General features: G+C 72.7%; 21 protein-coding genes. 13 read left to right on the top strand and 8 right to left on the bottom strand.

Annotated features, from left to right (window positions below):
- The first annotated feature begins 5 nt into the window (after positions 1–5).
- Positions 6–3,317 (top strand): hypothetical protein, encoded by a 3,312-nt coding sequence (locus QE381_RS05310; protein WP_307216117.1) that lies wholly within the window; start codon positions 6–8, stop codon positions 3,315–3,317.
- 47 nt (positions 3,318–3,364) lie between these two features.
- Here the strand turns inward: QE381_RS05310 and QE381_RS05305 are convergent, their stop codons facing one another.
- From QE381_RS05305 to QE381_RS05295, 3 genes are all read right to left on the bottom strand, one after another.
- Positions 3,365–4,156, bottom strand: a complete 792-nt coding sequence (locus tag QE381_RS05305) for a siderophore-interacting protein (protein ID WP_307216116.1) — start codon at positions 4,154–4,156, stop codon at positions 3,365–3,367.
- A 50-nt stretch (positions 4,157–4,206) separates the two neighbouring features.
- Positions 4,207–5,547 (bottom strand): NAD(P)/FAD-dependent oxidoreductase, encoded by a 1,341-nt coding sequence (locus tag QE381_RS05300; protein ID WP_307216114.1) that lies wholly within the window; start codon positions 5,545–5,547, stop codon positions 4,207–4,209.
- 89 nt (positions 5,548–5,636) lie between these two features.
- On the bottom strand, positions 5,637–5,936 hold the full coding sequence (locus tag QE381_RS05295; protein ID WP_307216112.1) for a hypothetical protein: 300 nt from the start codon (positions 5,934–5,936) through the stop codon (positions 5,637–5,639).
- Positions 5,937–6,030: 94 nt separating this feature from the next.
- Between QE381_RS05295 and QE381_RS05290 the strand changes: the two genes are divergently transcribed.
- From QE381_RS05290 to QE381_RS05270, 5 genes are all read left to right on the top strand, one after another.
- Positions 6,031–7,053, top strand: a complete 1,023-nt coding sequence (locus QE381_RS05290; RefSeq protein WP_307216110.1) for an FUSC family protein — start codon at positions 6,031–6,033, stop codon at positions 7,051–7,053.
- A gap of 59 nt (positions 7,054–7,112) precedes the next feature.
- Positions 7,113–8,021, top strand: coding sequence for a L,D-transpeptidase (locus tag QE381_RS05285; protein ID WP_307216108.1), 909 nt, complete (start codon positions 7,113–7,115; stop codon positions 8,019–8,021).
- 29 nt (positions 8,022–8,050) lie between these two features.
- Positions 8,051–8,836, top strand: coding sequence for a glycosyltransferase family 2 protein (locus QE381_RS05280; protein WP_307216106.1), 786 nt, complete (start codon positions 8,051–8,053; stop codon positions 8,834–8,836).
- 2 nt (positions 8,837–8,838) lie between these two features.
- On the top strand, positions 8,839–9,321 hold the full coding sequence (locus tag QE381_RS05275) for an A24 family peptidase (RefSeq protein ID WP_307216104.1): 483 nt from the start codon (positions 8,839–8,841) through the stop codon (positions 9,319–9,321).
- A 63-nt stretch (positions 9,322–9,384) separates the two neighbouring features.
- Positions 9,385–10,443: a YihY/virulence factor BrkB family protein gene (locus tag QE381_RS05270; protein ID WP_307216102.1), complete on the top strand. Its 1,059-nt coding sequence runs from the start codon at positions 9,385–9,387 to the stop codon at positions 10,441–10,443.
- Here QE381_RS05270 and QE381_RS05265 read toward each other — a convergent pair.
- Entirely contained in the window at positions 10,431–11,162 is a 732-nt protein-coding gene (locus QE381_RS05265) for a glutamine amidotransferase (RefSeq protein ID WP_307216100.1), read from the bottom strand. The two genes, QE381_RS05270 and QE381_RS05265, sit on opposite strands and share 13 nt — an antisense overlap.
- Positions 11,163–11,217: 55 nt before the next feature.
- Between QE381_RS05265 and QE381_RS05260 the strand changes: the two genes are divergently transcribed.
- Together QE381_RS05260 and QE381_RS05255 are read left to right on the top strand one after the other, a co-directional pair.
- A complete protein-coding gene (locus tag QE381_RS05260) occupies positions 11,218–11,445 on the top strand; it encodes a response regulator (protein WP_307216098.1) in 228 nt (75 codons plus the stop codon).
- Positions 11,442–12,062, top strand: a complete 621-nt coding sequence (locus QE381_RS05255) for a CYTH domain-containing protein (RefSeq protein WP_307216096.1) — start codon at positions 11,442–11,444, stop codon at positions 12,060–12,062. The genes QE381_RS05260 and QE381_RS05255 overlap by 4 nt, the downstream gene beginning before the upstream one ends.
- 70 nt (positions 12,063–12,132) lie before the next feature.
- Here QE381_RS05255 and lpdA read toward each other — a convergent pair whose 3' ends face one another.
- Both lpdA and QE381_RS05245 read right to left on the bottom strand, forming a co-directional pair.
- Complete coding sequence (lpdA, locus tag QE381_RS05250; protein WP_307216094.1) at positions 12,133–13,530, bottom strand: dihydrolipoyl dehydrogenase; 1,398 nt, start codon at positions 13,528–13,530, stop codon at positions 12,133–12,135.
- Positions 13,531–13,539: 9 nt separating this feature from the next.
- Positions 13,540–14,199, bottom strand: coding sequence for a copper resistance CopC family protein (locus QE381_RS05245; RefSeq protein ID WP_307216092.1), 660 nt, complete (start codon positions 14,197–14,199; stop codon positions 13,540–13,542).
- 104 nt (positions 14,200–14,303) lie between these two features.
- Here QE381_RS05245 and QE381_RS05240 point away from each other — a divergent pair, with 104 nt between their 5' ends.
- Positions 14,304–14,696, top strand: a complete 393-nt coding sequence (locus QE381_RS05240) for a hypothetical protein (protein WP_307216090.1) — start codon at positions 14,304–14,306, stop codon at positions 14,694–14,696.
- An 8-nt stretch (positions 14,697–14,704) separates the two neighbouring features.
- On the opposite strand, the gene QE381_RS05235 is transcribed toward QE381_RS05240, so the two are convergent.
- Positions 14,705–15,055: a hypothetical protein gene (locus QE381_RS05235; protein WP_307216088.1), complete on the bottom strand. Its 351-nt coding sequence runs from the start codon at positions 15,053–15,055 to the stop codon at positions 14,705–14,707.
- 161 nt (positions 15,056–15,216) lie between these two features.
- On the opposite strand from QE381_RS05235, the gene QE381_RS05230 reads away from it, so the two are divergent.
- The 3 genes from QE381_RS05230 (at position 15,217) to QE381_RS05220 (ending at position 17,004) form a co-directional block, all read left to right on the top strand.
- Entirely contained in the window at positions 15,217–15,687 is a 471-nt protein-coding gene (locus tag QE381_RS05230) for an FHA domain-containing protein (protein ID WP_307216086.1), read from the top strand.
- Positions 15,687–16,373 carry a MerR family transcriptional regulator gene (locus tag QE381_RS05225; RefSeq protein WP_307216084.1) on the top strand — a complete coding sequence of 229 codons (687 nt, stop codon included), beginning with the start codon at positions 15,687–15,689 and terminating at the stop codon, positions 16,371–16,373. The genes QE381_RS05230 and QE381_RS05225 overlap by 1 nt, the downstream gene beginning before the upstream one ends.
- Positions 16,374–16,470: 97 nt before the next feature.
- Complete coding sequence (locus QE381_RS05220; protein ID WP_307216082.1) at positions 16,471–17,004, top strand: MerR family transcriptional regulator; 534 nt, start codon at positions 16,471–16,473, stop codon at positions 17,002–17,004.
- A 122-nt stretch (positions 17,005–17,126) separates the two neighbouring features.
- Here QE381_RS05220 and QE381_RS05215 read toward each other — a convergent pair whose 3' ends face one another.
- Entirely contained in the window at positions 17,127–17,939 is an 813-nt protein-coding gene (locus QE381_RS05215; protein ID WP_307216080.1) for a ParA family protein, read from the bottom strand.
- Between the two features lie 100 nt (positions 17,940–18,039).
- Here QE381_RS05215 and QE381_RS05210 point away from each other — a divergent pair, with 100 nt between their 5' ends.
- Positions 18,040–21,447 carry a pyruvate carboxylase gene (locus tag QE381_RS05210; RefSeq protein ID WP_307216078.1) on the top strand — a complete coding sequence of 1,136 codons (3,408 nt, stop codon included), beginning with the start codon at positions 18,040–18,042 and terminating at the stop codon, positions 21,445–21,447.
- The last annotated feature ends 13 nt before the right edge of the window (positions 21,448–21,460 follow it).

Below are 21,460 nucleotides of genomic sequence, written 5' to 3'. Positions count from 1 at the left end.
TTCCCGTGTCACGTGCTCCATCGTCCCGACGTCTGCCGCTCGCCATGATCGGCATCGTCGGGCTCCTCGCCTCCGTCGCCGCTCCCGCGACGGCGGACGCAGCCACTGCCCCCGCATCGCTCTCCGTCTTCGAGACGACGCCCCTCGCGCGCTCCGCGGTCTCCGCGAACGCGACGATCACCTACGCCCGCAGCGACGGGACGGGGCCGCTCGCCCTCGGCGGGAGCGGTCTGCGGGCCGTCGTGGATCCCGCGAACGGCGTGCGCGTCGAGGTCGTCGGCTCCGAGACGGGCGAGGTGCGCTCGGCACTCGACCTCACGGGGCGGCTGGACACCGTCGTCGCGATCACCCAGGTCAACGACGACGACAACGGCGGCCGTCTCGTGGTCTTCCTCCGGGGAACGCGTGAGGGAGCGCCACGGCTGCTGCGCGTGACCGCGACCGGCCAGGACTCGCTCCGGGGCGCGACCGTCGACGAGCCCACCGGGACCGCCGTCGACCCCGCCCGTCTGGTCCTCCTCGACGGCGCCTCCAGCGGGTTGCTCGCGGTTCACCGCGCCGACGACGGCACGTACTCGGCGCAGCGCATCTCCTACGCGCTCCGCCCGGTCCGCAGCGCCGTGACGCTGCCGTTGCGCGGCGCCGGGACGCGGACGTTCGCGATGTCGCCCGACACCGGCAGCCTCTTCTCCTTCCGAGAGGGCGGCGTCGACGTCGTCTCGATCTACGACCCCGCCACGGCGCGGTCGACGGATCTGCCGGGCGTCGGCGTGCCTGCGCGGGTGCGCGTCGACGGCGCCCGTGTCGCGCTGGCCGACGCCTCCGGGAACGTCGTCCTCGTCGAGACGGATGCCGACGGCGCGCCGATCGTGCGTCGCTCGCTCTCGCTCGACGCCGCGCCGCGTGCCCTCGACGTCAAGGACGCCTTCGACGAGCTCGTGATCGTCACCGCCGACGGCCACACGGTCCGTCGCTTCCCCGTGGGGGAGGGTGACGAGCGCCCGTCGCGGTCGTTCGACGGGATCCGCATCGTCGAGGGATCGCTCACCAGCGGGAGGTGGTACGAGCACGCGTCGAGCTTCATCGCGGCGGCCGGCGACGCCACCTATCGCTACACCGATGCCTATCTGCTCGCCCCGGTCCCGGCGGAGGCGACGATCTCGTCACCCGAGAGGGTCGGCGATCCGATGGACTGGTCGATGTCCGCCTACGCGTCCGGCGACGTCGACGGAGTGTGGGAGTACAGTCTCGACGGCGGCGCCCACTGGGCCGCGCGCGGCGCGACCTGGGAGACGGCCGTCCCCGACACCGGGGACGTCGTCGCCGAGCGGCCGGCGCTCCCCGCGCCGCTCGACGGCGTCGCCCCCTCCTTCCGCTCCGAGCAGGTCCCGGTGCCGCTCGCCTGGAGCACGTTCGGACAGGGCGAGTACGCCGTGTCCCTCCCTTCGAGCGGATACGGTGCCAGCTGGCGGCCCCGCTTCACCAGCGCGCTCGGATCCGTGACCGGTCCGGTGCAGACCATCTCGCTCGTCACGCCGCCGCAGTCCGACGGCGCGCCGGTCATCACGCGGCACCCCGCCCCGGCCCACGCCGTCGCCGGCACCACGGCGACCTTCCAGGCCGCGGCCAGTGGCGACCCCGCGCCCGCGATCTCCTGGGAGCGGTCCTCGGACGGCACGACCTGGACGGCGGTGGCGGGGGGCTCCTCCACGACGCTGTCGCTGCCCGCGACGCTCGGCGACAGCGGCAGCCGGTTCCGTGCCGTCTTCACGGCGAACGGGCTCTCCACGACGTCGGAGGCGGCTCTGCTGACGGTGGCGCCGGCGCCGGCGCCCGTGGTCGGCGCGGCTCCGGAGGGCGCGGTGAGCCTCGCGAACGTCGAGGCGACCTTCGACCTCAACGACTACGGCCGGGACTGGGCGCGCGCAGTCTCGGGCCCGGGCGTCCGTCTCGCGGACCGCGGGTTCGTCTTCGACGGCGGCAGCGGATGGCGTGACCCCCTCACGGGGGAGTTCCAGGCGGTCTGGGAGGGCAGCGCGATCTATCGCCCCTACGGCGGGCTGAACGGTCTCCATCTCACCTTCACGAACCCCTACCTGGCGATCGACGGCGAGGGACGCGGCACGCTCACGGCGGAGGTCTCGTGGAACAACGGCGGCGGCATGGGCGGCGCACAGGGCAACAAGGACAGCGGAGGCGCGCGCCGCGTGGTCGTCGCGACGTTCACCGGTGCCGCCCCGGTGGCGGACGCGGACGGCACGTTCCGGTTCGCCTGCACGCCGGAGTGGGCCGACCGCCCCTACGTGAAGCCCGGGCTGGGCGATGCGCGCACCTACACGCACAGCTACCCGGCCTCGTTCCTGGACTACCTCGACGACGACCTGCGCGGGTGGTTCCTGACCACGGGCAACTCGAGGGACCCGGAGAAGGCGCCCCGGCAGATCACGGCGTCCTTCGCCGCGACCACCGTCGCCGCCTCGCGCGAGGGGGCGGTCGTCAGCGCGACCGACCCGCTGGCCGACGGCGCGCAGCACTTCGCCGACTCCGCGCCCCTGATCACCGCGCAGCCCGTGCCGGTCACCGTCGCCGCGGGCGGCGCCGCCACCTTCGAGGTCGCGGCGGACGGCATCCCCGCCCCCGAGGTGACCTGGCAGCAGCTCGTCGGCGACACCTGGATCGACATCGCCGGGGCGACGACGTCCGTGCTGCGCGTCGAGGACGTCGCGGCGGGCACGCAGACGCTTCGGGCACGGGCGACCAGCCGCGCCGGAAGCGCCACGAGCGACGCCGTCACCCTGACCGGATCGATCCCTCGCCCCGAGCCCTCGACCGGGCCGGGACCCGGGGAGGGCACGGCGACTCCCGCGCCCGACGGCGCCCCGGCCGCTCCGGTCGCGGAGGGTTCCCAGCTCGACGGTCTGCCGCGCGGCGGCATCACCGCCGCATTCGCGGGCGGCACCCTCACGGTCTCGGGCCTGGCGCCGGACGCCTGGTTCCACCTCACGGCCTACTCGTCGCCGACGCCGCTCGGGTGGTCGCGGTCGTCCGCGACCGGCACGGTCGCGCTCACGCTGCCGCAGGGCATCGGCGCGGGGCCGCACCGGGTCGCCGTCCAGGACGCCTCCGGCACGCTCGTCGGATGGGCCGCGTTCGAGGTGACGTCGACGTCGACCCAGGCGCCGGTCAGCACCGTCTCCGGGCGCCAGCTGGCCGTCACCGGCGGCTCCGACCCGGCACCCGGCGTGGCGTGGGCCGTGCTGCTCGTCCTCGTCGGGGGCGGGCTCCTGCTCGCCCGCCGCGCTCGGCCCCAGCGCTGAGACGCGCGCTCGCCCGGTCCCGGATGCCGGGGGCCGGGCGAGCGCCGTCAGTGCGCGGCGTGGAAGCTCGCGCCGGTCTCCTCCGACTTCCAGTACCCCTTGATGACGACCTTCTCGGCGTCGAGCCCCCACCGCTCCAGTGCGAGCGCCCTGCCCGTCCTGACGATCGACTGCTCCGCGGCGACGAAGACGAACACGTCCCCGCCGGGTCGGTCGACGGCATCGAGCGCCTCGAGGCGGCGGATGAGGGCGGAGCCCGGCGCGTCAGCGCCGCGGTGCACGAACTCCACCGGGACGGGGGACTCGATCGCGAGCTCGCGCGCGGCGTCCGCCACCTCGATGAGCACGCGCCCCGTGCTCGATGGCGACATCCGTCGGCAGTAGCGGCGGACCTGTGCGATCGCGGTCTCGTCCGCGGCGAGGAACCAGGCATCGGGCTCGCCATCGATCGCGATCGTCCCCCGCGGCCCGCCGACACCGATCTGTGCGCCGATCGGGGCGGTGGCCGCCCACACGCCGGCGACGCCGTCGTCGCCGTGGAGCGCGAACTCCAGGTCGAGCCACGCCCGCTCGCCGGACCCGCCCCACGCGAGCGGCGTGAACTCACGGCTCGGCTGCGCGCGCATCGCGTCGACCGTGTCGACGTCCTCCGAGGGGAAGAAGAGCCGCACGTGGTCGTCGTCCGCGCTCGCCGCGCCGAACCCCTCCAGATCGCCGCCGCCGACACGGAGTCGCACGTAGTCGGGGCTCAGCGACACGCGCTCCACAAGTCGGGCGAACCGGAATCGCAGGTCGAGGGGGTGCCGCTCGAGCGTGAAACGAGGCGTGGGTAAGGTCACCCTCACAACCTACTCCGGTCGTGTCGGCCCCGGACGTCCGCCCGCGCGGCTCAGGGTGCCGCGGGGGCGTCCCGCCAGACCCGTCGGATCGGGAGGGCCGTGCCCAGCACGCGGCATGCGGCGCGATGGCCCGAGCACAGGGCGGCGGTGACGGTCGCGGGATCGTCCGTCCAGGTCGCCTCGCCCGCCAGGTGGAGGACCCCGCCGACGGGGGTCGCCAGGTCGTCGTGGTCCGCGGTCGTGGATCCCCGCGTCATGTAGGCGTAGGAACCGCGAGCGAAGGGATCGTCCTGCCAACGGGTGACGTGCACGCGCCGGGGACCGGGTACCCGCTCGCCGTACAGTCGGCGCAGCGGGGCGAGCACCGCGTCCGCGATGCGCCGGTCCGACCAGGCGCGCACCGCCCTGGCCGCGGGACCGGCCGCGAAGGTCAGCAGCGTGGGCGTCCCGTGCAGCGCCGTGAGGTCGTACCAGGAATGCCACCAGGCCCCCGCCGGCCCCTGTTGCCGGATCGCGTACACGTCCTCGTCCCAGAACCGCGTGTCGAAGCGCAGGAACACCTTCTCGAAGGCGTTCATCTCGAGCCGTGAGAGAGCTCCGGCGACCGGCTCCGGCAGCGGCGGCTCGATCACGACGTCCCCCGATCGCAACACGCCCACCGGCAGCGTCACGATCGCGTGCGCGGCAGAGAGGACGCCCGCGGACGTCGTCGCCTCGACGCCCGCGGGCGACCACCGCAGGTGCGAGACGGGCGTCGAGAGCCGGATGTCGAGTCCGCTGGCGAGCGCGCGGGGAAGCGCGTCGTACCCGTCCGGGAACACGACCTCGTCGCCGTCGATCGCGTCGTCGTCCAGACCGTGGGCGGCGAGGTCCTCGATCGCTACCCCGTACTGCTCCTCGCTGCGGTGCTGCAGGTACTCGCGCACCCGCTCGATGCGCTGTGCGTCCCACCCCTGCGCGCCGAGCGCCTCCTCCGTCACGTCGCGGTAGGAGGCATGGCTCGGCGAGCGGGCGATGACGGGGCCGAGCGTGGCGTCGACGGCGTGGATGTCGTCCGCGAACCGCCGCGCCTCGGCATCCGTCAGCCGCGCAGCGTCCGGACCGTAGTAGGCGATGGGGCGGCTGTCGGGCTGGTAGCCGCCGACCGTGAACTCCACCGTGCGCATGCCGAGCGCCTCGGCGGCGGCGGCGACCGGGCTGCCGGCGACGCCGTGGATCCAGGAGGCGCCGAGATCCGTCGCCTCGTCGCCGTCGCGGACGGTCCAGACCCGTCCCCCCACGCGGTCACGGGCCTCGAGCACCGCCACGCGCCGGCCCGCCCCGGCGAGCACGCGAGCGGCGGCGAGCCCCGCCACGCCGGCGCCGACCACGATCGTGTCCACCCGTTCCACCCCAGGCCCCCTTCGCCGGTGGCATCGACCTTAGCGCCGAGACGCCCGGGGGGGACCGCGTCCACCGCGCGCGAAGCGCGGGCGCGTGCTCAGCCGGCGAGCGCGCTCCAGTCGACCTCGGCCGAGGCCGGATCGGAGGGCGGGACCCTGGCGGGCGCACGGAAGCCGACGGTCGGCCACGCCTTCACGGCGAACACGCCGGTCGTCGTGATCCGGCTTCCGGGCAGCCCCGGCGCGGAGAGCTCGAGCTCGACCGTCGCCTCCTGGTAGCGGCCGCGGCCCGACGGCGCGGAGACGGAGACGACCTCGGCCTGGCCCCTCACGGCGTCCGCCAGCGGGTCGTGCAGGATCTTCTCGAGCTGCTCCGCCGCCTCATCCGTCCAGTGCATGCCGCGAGCCTACCCGGCGTCCGGGCGCGGGGCGCACGCGCGCGGCGAACGAGGGCGCGGCCGGGGGAGCAGGGAGCCGGGCTACCATCGGGAGGTGGGCGATCGACTGCAGCGGATCTGGACCGGAACCGTCCGCATCGCCCCCCACCGCGGTGACCACCGCGTCGCGATCCGCGCCGCCGTGAGCGTCGCGGTTCCGCTGCTCGCACTGTGGGCCCTCGGCCGGCTCGACCTCAGCGTCTACGCGACCTTCGGCGCGTTCGCCGGGCTCTACGGTCGGTTCGACCGTTACGCGGACAGGGTCCGGATGCAGCTGGCCGCGGGCGGGACGATGATCGCCGCCATGCTCATCGGCACCGCGCTCGCCGTGTCCGGCGTTCCCGCCATCGTCTCCGTCATCGTGGTGGCCGCCGTCGCCGCTGCCGTGACCGCCCTCGCGCAGGCGGCGCGCTGGCACCCGCCGGGGGCCCTGTTCGCGGTGTTCGCGGCGGGGGCCACGGCGACCCTGCCGGCGGACCCGCTCGGCTTCGTCGAGGTTCTCGTGGTCGGCGGCGCCGGCGCCGTGTTCAGCGTGCTCGTGACGGCGACGATCGCCGCGGTCCGGCGCGGGCCGAGGGTCCTCCTCGCGCCCGCGGAACGGCGTCCCGCACCCGTCGACGCCGTCGTCGCGGCGACCGTGGGGGTCGGCGCCGCGCTCGCGGGCATCGCGGGGCTCACCTTCGTCGGCACGCACTGGTACTGGGCGATGGTCGCCGCCGTCGCGGCGCTCGGCGGCCCGCACGTGAACGCCCGCATCGCGCGGGGCGTGCAGCGGCTCGCGGGCACGCTCGCGGGCGTCCTCGTCGCGGCCGGGCTCCTCTCCCTCCACCTGCCCCCGGTCGCGACCATCGCCGTCGCCGTCCTGTGCCAGATGGGTGCCGAGCTCTTCATCAGCCGCAACTACGGCATCGCGATGGTCTTCATCACCCCGCTCGCGCTGCTCATGATCGAGCTGGCGGTGCCCGCCGATCCCGCCCAGCTGCTGCGGGACCGCGTGCTGGACACCGTGATCGGGGTCCTCATCGGCACGGCCGTCGCGGTCGGCTCCGCGGCGATCCGCCGTCCTCGCGCCGGCTGAGCGAGCCCGCCACGCCGCATCGGATTGCACGGTGGGGGATCGGAGGCGACCATGGAAGCATGCCTCCCGTCTCGAGCGCACGCCGCCGCGTCGTCCCGCTGGCCATCGCCGCCGCGATCGTGGTCGCCGCCGCGGGCGCGCTCGGCATCGGCGTCGCAGTCTCGCGCAGCGCTCCGCCGGCCGTGGCGGCGCCCGCGTCGACGGTGACCCCGACCGTCGCCGCCTCGCCCACGCCGGCGCCCACCCCGACCGGGCCCGCCGCCGACACGGCGGCGTACGACCTCGCGGGCCTGCCGACCGCCGATGTGTTCGCCGTCAACCCCGCGCTCCCGGTCGACGACGATCCGCGCGGCGCCCCGACCGGCCTCATGGCCCACCCCGCGACGGACGCGATCCCGGTGTTCGCCGAGCCCGGCGGGAAGCCGGTCGCCGTGCTGCCGGCCGCTCTCACCTTCGGCGGCACGACCGTCCCCGTCATCCGGCGCGAGGACAACTGGGTCCGTGTCATGCTCAGCGGCCGGCAGGGGACCCCTCCCGAGGGCAACCCCGCCCAGCTCACGGGGTGGCTGCGCGCGGCGGACGTCGTCGTGCAGAGCAACGACGCGCACGTCGAGGTCAATCTCTCGACGCGCACCATCGCGATCGTGACCCCTGCCGGGGTGGAGACGGTGGCGACCGACTTCGGCTCCGGCGCGGACGGCACGCCGACGCCGCTCGGGAGGACGTTCATCATGCACACCGCGGTCGTGCCCGCCTTCGGCTACACGCGCGGCAATCCGCTGATCTACCTCGGCATCCAGTCGCCCACCCTTGCGGGCTTCGACGGCGCCGCCGTGGCGGTCACGGCGCTGCACTATCACGACGACCGCTCGGGGGCGATCTCCAACGGCTGCATCCGCGTGGATGCGGCGACAACCGCCCGGCTGTCGCAGCTGCCGCTCGGAACGCCTGTGTACATCACGGGCTGAGTCCCCGCAGCCGCGGGTAGGGTGAGGCTGTGCCGAGCCCGATCCGCATCGCGGTCGTCATCCCGTGTCGTGACGACGCCCATATGCTCGATGCCTGTCTGACGGCGCTCGCGGCGCAGACCCGGCCGGCGGATCTCGTGCTGGTGGTCGACAACGCGAGCACCGACGACTCCGCCGACGTCGCGCGTCGACACGGGGTCGAGCTGGCGGAGCAGCCGCGGGTCGGGATCTGGCCGGCCGCGGCCACCGGCTACGACCTGGTCCGTGACCGCGCGGACGTGATCGCCCGGATCGACGCCGATTCGCGGCCGCACCCGGACTGGATCGCGCGCATCGAGCGGGCCTTCCTCGCCGACCCCGGGCTCGGTGTGCTCACCGGCGGCGCACAGTTCTACGACGTCGATCCCGTGCGGGCGTACCTCGGCGCGCACTGGTACATCGGCGGGGGCCGGTTCTGGGTCAAGGCCTGGCTGGGGATCCCGCTCGTGTTCGGGTCGAACTTCGCGATGCGGACCGCGATCTGGGAACGCGTGCGCACAGAGGTCCGGCGTGACGACGCCCGCGTCCACGACGACCTCGACCTGACCATCCATCTGCGCGCGTCCGACGGCGTCCGATGGGACAGGGATCTGCGGATGCCGGTGTCGGCGCGGCCGATCACCTCGGTGCGGGCGCTCGCCCGCCGGGTGTGGCGCGTCGTGCCGACGTTCGCCGCCAGCTGGCCGCGGGGGCGGTTCCGCGCGGCGGTGCGGGAGGACCAGCCCCCCGAGCCCTGGGGCGAGCCGGACGACCTGGCTCCGCACTACGGGCGCTGACCATGGACGTCGGGGACCTCGCGACGCTCGTCGCCTACGCGGCCTTCGCCGTCGTGAGCGTCGTGCTCGCCCTCATCGACCTGCGCGTCCACCGGCTGCCGCATGCGATCGTGCTGCCCTCCTACCCGGTCGCCTGGCTGCTGCTGGGAGCGGCCTCGGTCGCCCGGGGCGACGGCGGGGCGTTCCTGCGGGCGCTCGGGGGCATGCTCGCCCTGTTCGCCTTCTACCTGGCGCTGCGGCTGGCGCAGCCGGGGGGACTGGGCGGGGGAGACGTCACTCTCGCCGGGCTCATCGGCCTCCTCCTCGCCTATCTCGGCTGGGATCCGTTGCTGATCGGCGCGGTCGCGGGATTCCTCGTCGGCGGGATGTTCTCGCTCGTCGTGCTCGCGACCCGGCGCGGCGACCGGCGCACCCGCATCCCGTTCGGGCCCTGGATGCTGCTGGGCGCCTGGATCGGCATCGCCTCGCACGCGCTGCCGACCTGAGCGCGGTGCACGCCGCTGTCAAGCGCATCCGTGCCGCGGGCCGACCGGCGCTAGCGTGAACGCATGAGCGAGCGCGACATCCCCGCCCCCTCCGGCGCGCGTCCGGGCCCGATCCCGCGGATCATCGCCTGGGCCCTGCAGCGCACGGCGGTGCGTGCCTTCCTGCGCTACAGCGAGAGCCGCGGGCCGGCGCTCGCCGACAGCGTCACCTACCGTGCGCTGTTCAGTCTCTTCGCGGCCGTGCTGCTCGGCTTCTCGTTCGCCGGGCTGTGGCTGGCGGGGAACCCCGACGCGCTGGAGGCCTTGCAGGAGGCGATCCAGCGCACGATCCCCGGCATCGGTGACGTCATCGACTTCGGTGCCGCCTCGAGCGGGCTCGCCACGGCCGGGATCGTCTCGATCATCGGTCTGGTCGGCGCGGCCATCGGGGCCATCGGGTCGCTGCGGGCCGCGTTCCGCACGATCGCGGGCAAGGTGCACGACGACACGTTCTTCCTCTGGGTGCTCTTGCGCAACCTCCTGCTGGCGGTCATCCTCGGTGCGCTCCTGGTCGCCTCCGCCGTCGTCGGCTTCGTCGCGTCGTTGTCGATCGCGACCGTGACGGGCTGGCTCGGCCTCTCGTCGGACTCCTGGATCGCGCAGGCTGCCGGGCAGGCCGCCACGCTCGTGGTGATGCTCGCGCTGAACACCGTGACGATCGTCGTCGCGTTCCGCTTTCTCGCCGGCGTCCGGGCGCCGGCCCGGGCGCTCTGGACGGGCGCGCTCTGGGGCGGCGTGGGCCTGGTGGTCCTGCAGCGGCTCTCGGGCCTGTTCGTCGGCGGCGCCGCCGCCAACCCGCTGCTGGCCACCTTCGCCTCCCTCATCGCCCTGCTGCTGTGGCTCAACCTGTCGGCACAGGTCATCCTCATCGCCGCCGCCTACATCGTCACCGGCGCCGAGGAGCACGAGGACAGGGTGCGCGAGCGGTACGGGGCGGCGACGTTCGCGCAGCGGCGCGTGCGGCGCGCCGAGGCCGCCGTCCAGGCGGCGGCGGACGAGCTGCGTGCGGCGCAGGAGGCGGAACACGAGGAGCGTGTCACGGCGGCCGCGCCCCGCAAGTCCGCCCGGGATCAGCGGGCGTAGCGTCCGACGAAGGTGCGGAGCATCCGCGACGGCTCGGTCACGGACGTCCTCCGGACAGCGGCGAGCGTGTGATCGAGCTCGTCGGCGGCGAAGTAGCCGAATCCGGCATAGGCGTGGATGCGGGTCGTGATCCCGTCCACGTCGAGCTCGGGGTGGAACTGCGTCGCGTACACGTTCGTCCCGGCGCGGAACGCCTGGACGGGGCAGGTCGGGGAAGAGGCGAGGAGCGTCAGGTGCGAGGGCAGGCGCCGGACCGCCTCCTTGTGGCCGACGAACGCGGCGAAGGAGGCCGGCATCCCGGCGAAGAGGGGGTCGGCGCGGCCGTCGGCGGTGAGGGTGACCGGCACGATCGAGATCGGCTCCCCGTAGGTGCGGTCGATCTCCGCCTCCTCGTGCGCCCCCACGGTCCCCACGCCGTAGCAGGCGCCCAGGAACGGGAAGTCGCGCGCCAGGACCCGATCCAGCAGGACGTCGAACTCGGCCTCGACGCGCCGTTGCACGTGCGACTTCGCCGCCTCGGGATCCGAGGCGTTGAAAGGACCGCCGCCGACGAAGATGCCCGAGAGCCCGTCGAGGTCCAGGTCCGGCAGCGGGCCGGCCTCCATCCGGATGCGGCGGAGCTCCGACTCGCGCAGGCCCGTGTGTCGCAGGAACAGCTCGTACTCCTCGTCGGCCGGACCGTCCTCGGCACGGGTCGCGAGCAGGACGAAGGGCTTCACCCGCCCGATTGTAAAGGGCCGGACCCGTGTCGGCACCGCTCGCTACGCTGGGTCCATGGCTATCGCACGTCTTTCCGGAGGCCCGCTCGACGGGCAGGTGATCCCCCTCGACGACACCGTCGACGACGCCTACATCGTCCCCTACGGCGAGGGGCAGCTCGTCTACCGTCGGGAGGGCGACGACATCCACACGGGTTCCGGCGACGGTCCGACCGAGGCGTCGTTCGCCTACGTCGAGGCGACGGAGGACATCGACCCCGACCCCGACGGTCGCGACGAGTGAGCCGAGCCGAACCGGCGCACAGCGTCGAGATCGAGCGCAGCTACGACGTCGACGATTCGGTCGCGCTGCCGGACTGGGCGGTCCTGCCCGGCGTCTCGCGGGTCGACGAGGCGGAGGTGCGCGAGCTCGACGCGCGCTACCTCGACACCGACGACCTGGCCCTCGGGCGGGCGCGCACCGCGCTCCGTCGGCGCACGGGCGGACCGGATGAGGGCTGGCACGTCAAGGTCTCCGGCGTGGAGGGTCGACACGAGTGGCACTGGCCGCTCGGCGACGGCGACGACGTCCCCGCAGAGCTCGCGGCCCTGCTCGCCGACACGGCGACGGGTCCGTTCACACCGCTCGCCCGCATCCGCAACCGCCGGATCGCCTACGCGCTCCGCGACGCCGACGGCGCGGTCGTGGCCGAGATGGTCGACGATCACGTCACCGCGACCGCCGAGCGCACCGGCCGGGTCACCTCCTGGCGCGAGTGGGAGGTCGAGCTCGGCCCGGCAGCTCCCGACGACCCGCAGTGGCAGGCCGCGTTCTTCGAGGCCGTCGACGGCCTCGTCGCCGCCGCGGGCGGTCGTGTCGCGGCGTCCGACTCGAAGCTCGCCCGTACCCTCGGCCTCTGAGCCTGCCCGGACCGACGATGAGAGGCGCGCCGCCCTCGTGGGCGGCGCGCCTCTCATCGTTCGGGGAGCCTCAGAAGTTGATCATGTGACCGGCGAGGCCGTGGAACGCCTCCTGCAGCGCCTCCGACAGCGTCGGGTGCGTGTGCACGTTGCGGGCGAGCTCCAGGGCCGTCAGGTCCCACTTCTGGGCGAGTGTCAGCTCGGGGAGGAGCTCGGAGACGTCGGGGCCGATCATGTGGCCGCCGAGGAGCTCGAGGTGCTCGGCGTCGGCGATGAGCTTGACGAAGCCGACGGGCTCGCCGAGACCGTGCGCCTTGCCGTTGGCCATGAAGGGGAAGGTCGCGACCTTGATCTCGCGGCCCGTCTCGCGCGCCTGCGCCTCGGTGAGGCCGAACGAGGCCACCTGCGGCGAGCAGAACGTCGCACGCGGCATCATGCGGTAGTCGCCGAGCGCCATGGTCTCCGCGCCGCCGATGGTCTCGGCCGCGACCACGGCCTGGGCCTCGGCCACGTGGGCGAGCTGCAGCTTCGCGGTGACGTCGCCGATGGCGTAGACGCCCTCGACGTTCGTGCGCATGAAGTCGTCGATCTCGATCGCGCCGCGCTCGGTGAGCTTGACGCCGGTGTTCTCGAGGCCGTACCCGGAGACGTTGGGCGCGAACCCGACCGACATGAGCACCTTGTCGGCGTCGATCGAGGCGCGGGCCCCGTCCTTGCCGGTGTAGGTCACGGTGACGGAGGACCCGTTGTCGACGACGGACTCGACCTTGGTCGAGGTCAGGATGTCGATCCCGTAGTTCTTGTACTGCTTCGCGATCTCCTTGGAGACGTCGGCATCCTCATTGGGAAGCGCCCGGTCCAGGAACTCGATGATCGTGACCTTCACGCCGTAGTTCGACATGACGTAGGCGAACTCCATGCCGATGGCGCCCGCCCCCACGATGACGATCGAGGAGGGGAGCTCGCGCGAGAGGATCTGCTCCTCGTAGGTCACCACGTTCTCGCTGAGCGAGACGCCGGGGAGCAGGCGCACGGTCGACCCGGTCGCGATGATGACGTTGTCGAAGGTGACGCGCTCGGTCGTGCCGTCGGTCTTCGCGACATCGATCGAGTGCGCGTCGACGAAGGTTCCTCGTCCCGAGTACTCGGTGACCTTGTTCTTCTTCATGAGGAAGTGGATGCCCTTGACGCGGCCGTCGGCGACCTCGCGGCTGCGGTCGAACGCGACGCCGTAGTCGAAGGTGACGGAGCCCTCGATGCCGAACATCTTCGCCTTGTGCGCGAAGGTGTGGGCGAGCTCGGCGTTCTTGAGCAGCGCCTTCGAGGGGATGCAGCCGACGTTCAGGCAGACACCGCCCCAGTACTTCTCTTCGATGATCGCGACCGAGAGGCCGAGCTGCGCGCTGCGGACTGCTGCGACATAGCCGCCGGGGCCCGCGCCAAGGATGACGACGTCGTAGTGAGGCATGCTCAAAGCCTATCGCCCGCCGAGATCGTCGCGTCCCTCGGTGCGGTTGCGGACGGTGTCCTTTCCCTGTCGTGCGCGAGCGACCATGAGCGCGATCACGGCGATGATGGCAGCGGCCGCGACGATGCCTCCGATGACCCACGGCAGGACGTCGGATCCGCCGCCGGCGGAGGCCGAGATCGGCGCCGCGCTGGCGGTCGGCTCGGTCGTCGCGGTCGGCGCCGGAGCCGAGGAGGCCGGCGGGGTCGCAGGAGCCGCGGAGGGGGAGGCGGCGCCGGCGACCGTGAACGAGAACGAGTCCGAGACCGGGTGGCCGTCGCTCGAGACCACGCGCCAGGTGACGGTGACCTCGCCGGACGCGGTGCCGCTGAGCGGCTGCGTCACGGTGTTCTGCGACACCACGGGATCGCCGGCCGTGAGGGAGGTGCCGGCGGCATCCTGCACCTGGACGATCGTTCCGCCCGGCTCGTCGAGCACGACGGCGTTGAAGGCGAGCGTCACCTGCGCGGGCAGGGCCTGGACGGTCGAGCCCGCGGCCGGATCGGTCGAGATCAGCGTGTCGTGGGCGGAAGCGGGCTGTGCGCCGAACAGCACGGCCGCGCCGGCCAGGGCGACGGCGGCGATCCAGGCGAGCGAGCGGGGGAGTCTGCGAGTCGGGTGTGCGGTCACGATGCGAGCCTAACCAGGTCTTCCCGAGGGCACACTCAGACGCATAGCCTGGGCGCGTGCGGGCGGCCCCGCCCGCGGGACGAACGAGAGACCGGAGGCGAACCATGGACGCGATGATGATGGGCGTGATGTCCGACGAGATGATGTCGATGCCCGGCGGTGCCACGATGGACATGACGATGATGCAGGCCTGCATGGATGCGTGCGCCGCCTGCGAGCAGGCGTGCACGATGTGCGCGATGGAGATGATGTCGTGCGCTCCCGCATGCATGAACTGCGCCGACATGTGCCACACGATGATGCGGTCGATGCTCCGCATGCAGGGCATGACGCCGCCGGTCATGATGGCGATGCTCGACGCCTGCATCGCCATGTGCCAGATGTGCATGGACGAGTGCATGGAGCACACCGGCGACGCCGTGTGCCAGATGTGCGCACAGGCCTGTCAGGCGTGCATGGACGCCTGCATGGCCGTCAAGGAGTCGATGGCCGCCTGAGCGGCGGATCAGCCGATCTCACGCAGGTTGAACCGGCGGCGGCCGACGGCGAGCACGCGGTAGCGGGCGTGCACCGCGACCGGCTCGTCGCGGGCGACGGACGCCGCGGCGCCGGCGGCGTTCTCGAACGTCGTCACGACGCCCTCGAGCGTGCGCACGGTGAGGACGCCCGCATCCGGATCGGCGTTCACGACGAACCCGTCGACCCACTCGCCCGGGGTCGCGGCGGCGAGGCGTGCCTGCACGAGGTGCAGGGCGTGTCCGGGCTGGTACGAGGTGCAGGGACCTCCCACGTGGCACATGCACTCCGCGGCCGATCGCTCCTCGACGGGGCGGGCGGGACGGAACGGACGGGACACGGTGATCTCCTGGGGTCGGTGGATGACGGCGACGCTACGCGGGCCGCGTCCGCTCCGCATCCGGGATGACACATGAGGCAACAATGGGGACCCGCGGCCGGGGGACCGACATCGTTCCCCCGGTTCACATCCGATAGGCTGGGATGCGGAGGGAGGACGACATGGAACAGCAGCACGATGACGGCATCCGTCGGGCCGGCGAGAAGCCGCGGCACGACACGACGCAGACGTTCGGACATGATTCCGACCTGTCGTTCGTCCCGTTCGGCAGTGAGCTCACCGACGCCGAGATGGAGGCGATCGAGGCCCTGCCGACGCGGTCCGCACTGCTGATCGTCCGTTCCGGCCCCACCACCGGCGCACGCTACCTGCTCGACACCGACGTCACGACGGTGGGCCGCCACCCCGACGCCGACATCTTCTTCGACGACGTGACCGTCTCGCGCCGGCACGCGGAGATCACCCGCGTGGGCACGTCTTTCGAGATCGTGGATCAGCGGTCCCTCAACGGCACCTACGTCAACGGCGATCGCGTCGACCGTTCCGCTCTCGCGAACGGTGCCGAGGTCCGGATCGGCAAGTTCCGCCTCACCTTCTTCGTCTCGCCCGCCGACCTGGCGGCCGACGCCTGATGGCCTCTGCCTCCGCGCGCGGCAGAGGGGCGGCGCAGGGGCTGCTGAGCATCGGTCAGGTGCTCGCGTCGCTCTCGCCCGAGTTCCCCTCGCTGACCTCCAGCAAGCTGCGGTTCCTCGAGGTCCAGGGCATCGTCACCCCGCGGCGCACCGAGTCCGGGTACCGCAAGTTCACCTCGGCGGATGTCGAGCGGCTGCGGGCGGCGCTCACCCTCCAGCGTGACCACTATCTGCCGCTGCAGGTGATCCGCGAGTACCTCGACGACCTCGACGCGGGTCGCTCACCCGCGACGCCGACCGCCGTGCCCCCCTCGATCGTGCCCCCGCAGCGCCGCTATCGACGCGACGACCTGCTCCGCGAGGCCGGCGCCGCCCCCCAGCTGCTCAACGACGCGATCGGTCTCGGTCTCATCACGGGCGCGGACAGCTACGACGAGCGCGCGCTGTCGCTGCTGCGCTCCCTCGTCGCGCTCGACCGGCACGGCATCGAGCCGCGTCATCTGCGCGCGCTGCGTCAGAGCGCGGAACGGGACGTGGCGCTGGTGGAGTCCGCGCTCATGCCCCTGCGGCGCCGCACCGACAGCGCGTCCAGGGGGCGTGCGGCGGAGGTCGCGCCGGAACTGGCGCGACGGCTGGCCGAGGTGCGGGACGCGCTCGTGCGCTCCGCGCTCGACCGTCTCGAATGAATCGGCGACACGCCGGGTGCTGCGCGCGGATGTCATTGCTCCGTCTGGGGTGCTCCTCTAGCGTGGAGGGGAACATGTGGAAAAGGAGGGCCCCGGTATGACCGCAGGCGATTCGGGCTTCGCGGACGACCTCCTTTTCACGGACGGTCTGCCCGAGATGAGTGACGAGGTCGGATACCGGGGGGCCGTCGCCGCCCGCGCAGCGGGGATCACCTACCGCCAGCTCGACTACTGGGCCCGGACGGAGCTCGTCGAGCCGACCGTGCGCGGTGCCAGCGGCTCGGGATCCCAGCGGCTCTACGGCTTCCGCGACATCCTCGTCCTGAAGCTCGTCAAGCGACTGCTGGACACCGGCATCTCGCTGCAGCAGATCCGGACCGCTGTCGAGCAGCTGCGCGCCGCGGGCATCCGTGACCTGACGGGCACGACGCTCATGAGCGATGGCGCCTCGGTGTACCTGTGCACGTCGAACGACGAGGTCATCGACCTCGTGAGCCGCGGGCAGGGCGTCTTCGGCATCGCCGTCGGCAAGGTGCTTCGCGAGGTCGAGTCGACGCTCGTGGACTTCGACCCGCAGTCTCCCGATCAGGCCGACGAGCTGGCAGCGCGCCGCGCGCGCCGTACGGCCTGACCCGCGTCACCGTCCCGCGAGTCCACATCCCCTCACCGACTCCACATCCGAGCGCGTTGATCGGATGTGTATTCGTGATGCGCGTGCGCCTTCGCAAGGAGGAACGGGGATGACGGGGCGCGTCAGGACGCGGGGGTGTCCTCGGGGGACGGGATGCGGCCGATGCGCATGATGCGGTCCAGCAGCGCGTCGAAGTCGCCCGCGAGCTCCTGTGCCGACTCGCCCGGCCAGATGTGCAGCGGCTTGGCCGCTCCCTGGGCCTGCTGCAGCGAGGTTCGCTCCGGCAGCTGGGGGGAGAGCACGAGCGGCCCGAACATGTCGCGCAGCTCCTTGATACGGAACTGGTGCTCGATCGACTGCGGTCGCACGCGGTTGACGACGATGCCCAGCGGCTGCAGCCGCGGTGAGAGCCCGCGACGGATCTCCTCGATCGCCCGCAGTGCGCGGTCGGCGGCGGCGACCGAGAACAGGCCCGGCTCGGTGACCACGACCACGCGGTCGCTCGCGGCCCACGCGGTGCGGGTGAGCGCGTTCAGGGAGGGTGCGCAGTCGATGAGCACGAGGTCGTAGTCGGCCTCGACGCCCGCGAGGGCCTCCTCGAGCTTCCACACGTCGCGGACGCTCGGGTGCGGCCCATCGAAGTTGATGGCCGACGGGCTGCCGATGAGCACGTCGATCGTGCCGGGATGGACCTTGGTCCAGCCGCTGGAGGTGATGGCCTGGCGGACCACCTTCTCCTTCGGGTTGGCCAGCACGTCGGCGATGTTCAGGCGCCCCGCGACCTGGATGTCCATGCCGGTGGACACGTCGGACTGCGGGTCGAGGTCGACGACGAGAGTCCGCACACCCCGGGCGAACGCGGCGGAGGCGAGACCCAGTGTGACGGTCGTCTTGCCGACACCGCCCTTGAGCGAGCTGACGGAAAGGACATGCACGATCGTCTACGTTACCTTCCCCTAGGCTGTGAGCACACTCGGTCCGCGCAACGGTCGGCGTGGACGTCCGACATCCCTTCCCTGGATGCGAGGTTCTTGCATGTTCCAGAAGATCCTGGTCGCCAACCGCGGTGAGATCGCGATCCGCGCCTTCCGTGCGGCCTACGAGGTGGGGGCGCGCACGGTCGCCGTCTTCCCGTGGGAGGATCGCGGATCGCTGCACCGGCAGAAGGCCGACGAGTCCTACGAGATCGGCGAGCGCGGGCACCCGGTCCGCGCGTATCTGGACGTCGACGAGATCATCCGCGTCGCGCTCGAGGCCGGCGCCGACGCGATCTACCCCGGTTACGGCTTCCTCTCCGAGAACCCGGAGCTCGCCGAGAAGGCGGCCGCCAACGGGATCGTCTTCATCGGCCCACCCGCGTCCGTGCTGGAGATGGCGGGCAACAAGGTCACCGCGAAGCAGCACGCGATCGCCGCCGGGGTTCCCGTGTTGCGCTCGACCGAGGCGTCGGACGACGTCGACGCGCTCGTCGCGCAGTCCGACGGGATCGGCTTCCCCATCTTCGTCAAGGCCGTCGCCGGCGGCGGCGGGCGGGGGATGCGTCGCGTCGAGACGAAGGACGAGCTCGCGCCCGCGATCGCCGAGGCGATGCGCGAGGCCGGCAGCGCCTTCGGCGACGCCCGCGTGTTCCTCGAGCAGGCCGTGCAGCGCCCGCGCCACGTCGAGGTGCAGATCCTCGCGGACGGCGCGGGGGAGACGGTGCACCTGTTCGAACGCGACTGCTCGGTGCAGCGGCGTCACCAGAAGGTGATCGAGATCGCGCCCGCGCCGAACCTCGACCCGCGGGTGCGCGCCGACCTGCACCGCTACGCCGTCGCCTTCGCCCGCTCGATCGGATACCAGAACGCGGGAACCGTGGAGTTCCTCCTCGAGACGGCGGGACCGCGCGCGGGCGAGGTCGTCTTCATCGAGATGAACCCGCGCATCCAGGTCGAGCACACCGTCACCGAGGAGGTGACGGATGTCGACCTCGTCCAGTCGCAGATGCGCATCGCCGCCGGAGCCACGCTCGAGGAGCTCGGCCTCAGGCAGGAGGACATCCAGCTGCGCGGCGCCGCGCTGCAGTGCCGCATCACGACCGAGGACCCCTCGCAGGGGTTCCGCCCGGACACCGGTCGGATCACGACCTACCGTTCTCCCGGCGGCGCCGGCATCCGTCTCGACGGCGGCACCACCGCCGCCGGCTCCCAGATCAGCCCGCACTTCGACTCGATGCTCGCGAAGCTCACGTGCCGCGGTCGTGATTTCCCCGCCGCCGTCGCCCGAGCTCGGCGGGCCCTCGCGGAGTTCCGCATCCGGGGCGTGTCCACCAACATCCCCTTCCTCCGTGCGGTGCTCGACGACCCGGCCTTCGCGGCCGGCGACCTCAGCACGTCGTTCATCGACGAACGCCCGGAGCTGCTCCGGCGCGACCCCTCGCGCGACCGTGCGACGAAGCTCCTGAACTGGCTCGCCGACGTCACGGTCAACCGCCCCTACGGCGAGAAGCCGGTGTCGGTGTCGCCGGGCAGCAAGCTGCCCGCGATCGATCTGTCCTCGCCGCCGCCCGCCGCGGCCCGCCAGCGCCTGCAGGAGCTCGGACCCGCGGGCTTCGCGCGGGCGCTGCGCGAGCAGACGGCGCTCGCGGTCACCGAGACGACCTACCGAGACGCTCATCAGTCGCTGCTCGCGACCCGGGTGCGCACGCGCGATCTCGTGCGGGTAGGGCCCCACGTGGCCCGCATGACGCCCCAGCTCCTCTCGGTCGAGGCCTGGGGCGGGGCGACCTACGACGTCGCCCTCCGCTTCCTCGCCGAGGACCCGTGGGAGCGGCTGGAGGCGCTGCGCGAGGCGATGCCGAACATCCCGATCCAGATGCTGCTGCGCGGGCGCAACACGGTGGGCTACACGCCGCGCCCGGTCGAGGTGACGGATGCGTTCGTGCGGGAGGCGGCGGCCACGGGAGTGGACGTCTTCCGCATCTTCGACGCGCTCAACGACGTCTCGCAGATGCGACCCGCGATCGACTCCGTGCTCGAGACCGGCACCACGCTGGCCGAGGTCGCGGTCTGCTACACCGGCGACCTGCTCGACCCGGCCGAGACGCTCTACACGCTCGACTACTACCTGCGCCTGGCGGACGAGATCGCCGCGTCGGGCGCGCACGTGCTCGCCGTGAAGGACATGGCGGGCCTCCTGCGTCCCGCCGCCGCCGCCCGGCTCGTCCGGGCGCTGCGCGAGCGCTTCGATCTGCCGGTGCACGTGCACACGCACGACACCGCCGGCGGACAGCTGGCGACGCTCCTCGCCGCATCCGCCGCCGGCGCGGATGCGGTCGACGCCGCCGCCGCGCCGCTGTCGGGAACCACGAGCCAGCCCTCGCTCTCGGCGCTCGTGGCCGCGCTCGCGCACACCGACCGCGACACGGGCCTGGACCTGCAGGCGGTCAGCGACCTCGAGCCCTACTGGGAGGGCGTGCGTCAGCTCTACCGTCCGTTCGAGTCCGGGCTCCCGGCCCCGACCGGGCGCGTGTACCACCACGAGATCCCGGGCGGTCAGCTCTCGAACCTGCGTCAGCAGGCCATCGCACTGGGGCTCGCCGACGACTTCGAGCGCATCGAGGACATGTACGCGGCCGCCGACCGCATCCTCGGCCGCATCCCCAAGGTGACGCCGTCGTCGAAGGTCGTGGGCGACCTCGCGCTCGCCCTCGTCGCCGCCGACGCCGATCCGGCAGATTTCGAGCAGAACCCGCAGAGCTACGACATCCCGGACTCCGTCGTCCGGTTCATGGCGGGCGAGCTCGGTGACCTTCCCGGCGGGTGGCCGGAGCCGTTCCGATCCCGCGTGCTGGCCGGTCGCGAGGTCTCGATCGGGGTGCAGCCGATCAGCGACGAGGAGCGCGACGCGCTCGCGGGCGACGCCGACGGACGCCGGCGCACGCTCAACCGTCTGCTGTTCCCCGGACCCGCGAAGGAGTTCGAAGCCACCCGTGAGGCCTACGGCGACCTCTCCAAGCTCGGCACGCCGGACTACCTGTACGGCCTGAAGCCGGGTGAGGAGCACGTCGCCGAGATCGACCCCGGTGTGCAGCTCTACGTCGGGCTCGAGGCGATCGGCGAGGCGGACGAGAAGGGCATGCGCACCGTCATGACGACGCTGAACGGTCAGCTGCGACCGGTCTTCGTGCGCGATCGCAGCATCACGGTCGAGGCGCGTCCGACAGAGAAGGCGGACACGAGCAGGCCCGGCCAGGTCGCGGCGCCGTTCTCGGGCGTCGTGAGCCTGAAGACGGCGGTCGGCGAGACGGTCGCGGCCGGCCAGGCGATCGCCTCGATCGAGGCGATGAAGATGGAGGCCGCCATCACGAGCCCGGTCGACGGGGTCGTCGAGCGCCTGGCGATCCCGGCGACGGCGCAGGTGGAGGCCGGCGACCTTTTGGTCGTCGTCCGACCCGCCGGTTAGCCTGTTCCGGGCG

Origin of the sequence: Microbacterium sp. SORGH_AS_0888, from assembly GCF_030818905.1 — a bacterium.
GTDB lineage: Bacteria > Actinomycetota > Actinomycetes > Actinomycetales > Microbacteriaceae > Microbacterium.
Note: the sequence above shows the minus strand (reverse complement) of the source record. Positions and strands in the feature narration are given on the sequence as shown.

Bases quoted from the DNA above. Each gene is read 5' to 3' on its own strand.
- QE381_RS05225 (WP_307216084.1), top strand. From the start codon at position 15,687: ATGGCCTCTGCCTCCGCGCGCGGCAGAGGGGCGGCGCAGGGGCTGCTG.
- QE381_RS05295 (WP_307216112.1), bottom strand. From the start codon at position 5,936: ATGCACTGGACGGATGAGGCGGCGGAGCAGCTCGAGAAGATCCTGCAC.
- QE381_RS05210 (WP_307216078.1), top strand. From the start codon at position 18,040: ATGTTCCAGAAGATCCTGGTCGCCAACCGCGGTGAGATCGCGATCCGC.
- QE381_RS05260 (WP_307216098.1), top strand. From the start codon at position 11,218: ATGGCTATCGCACGTCTTTCCGGAGGCCCGCTCGACGGGCAGGTGATC.
- QE381_RS05270 (WP_307216102.1), top strand. From the start codon at position 9,385: ATGAGCGAGCGCGACATCCCCGCCCCCTCCGGCGCGCGTCCGGGCCCG.
- QE381_RS05220 (WP_307216082.1), top strand. From the start codon at position 16,471: ATGACCGCAGGCGATTCGGGCTTCGCGGACGACCTCCTTTTCACGGAC.
- QE381_RS05285 (WP_307216108.1), top strand. From the start codon at position 7,113: ATGCCTCCCGTCTCGAGCGCACGCCGCCGCGTCGTCCCGCTGGCCATC.
- QE381_RS05230 (WP_307216086.1), top strand. From the start codon at position 15,217: ATGGAACAGCAGCACGATGACGGCATCCGTCGGGCCGGCGAGAAGCCG.
- lpdA (WP_307216094.1), bottom strand. From the start codon at position 13,530: ATGCCTCACTACGACGTCGTCATCCTTGGCGCGGGCCCCGGCGGCTAT.
- QE381_RS05275 (WP_307216104.1), top strand. From the start codon at position 8,839: ATGGACGTCGGGGACCTCGCGACGCTCGTCGCCTACGCGGCCTTCGCC.
- QE381_RS05240 (WP_307216090.1), top strand. From the start codon at position 14,304: ATGGACGCGATGATGATGGGCGTGATGTCCGACGAGATGATGTCGATG.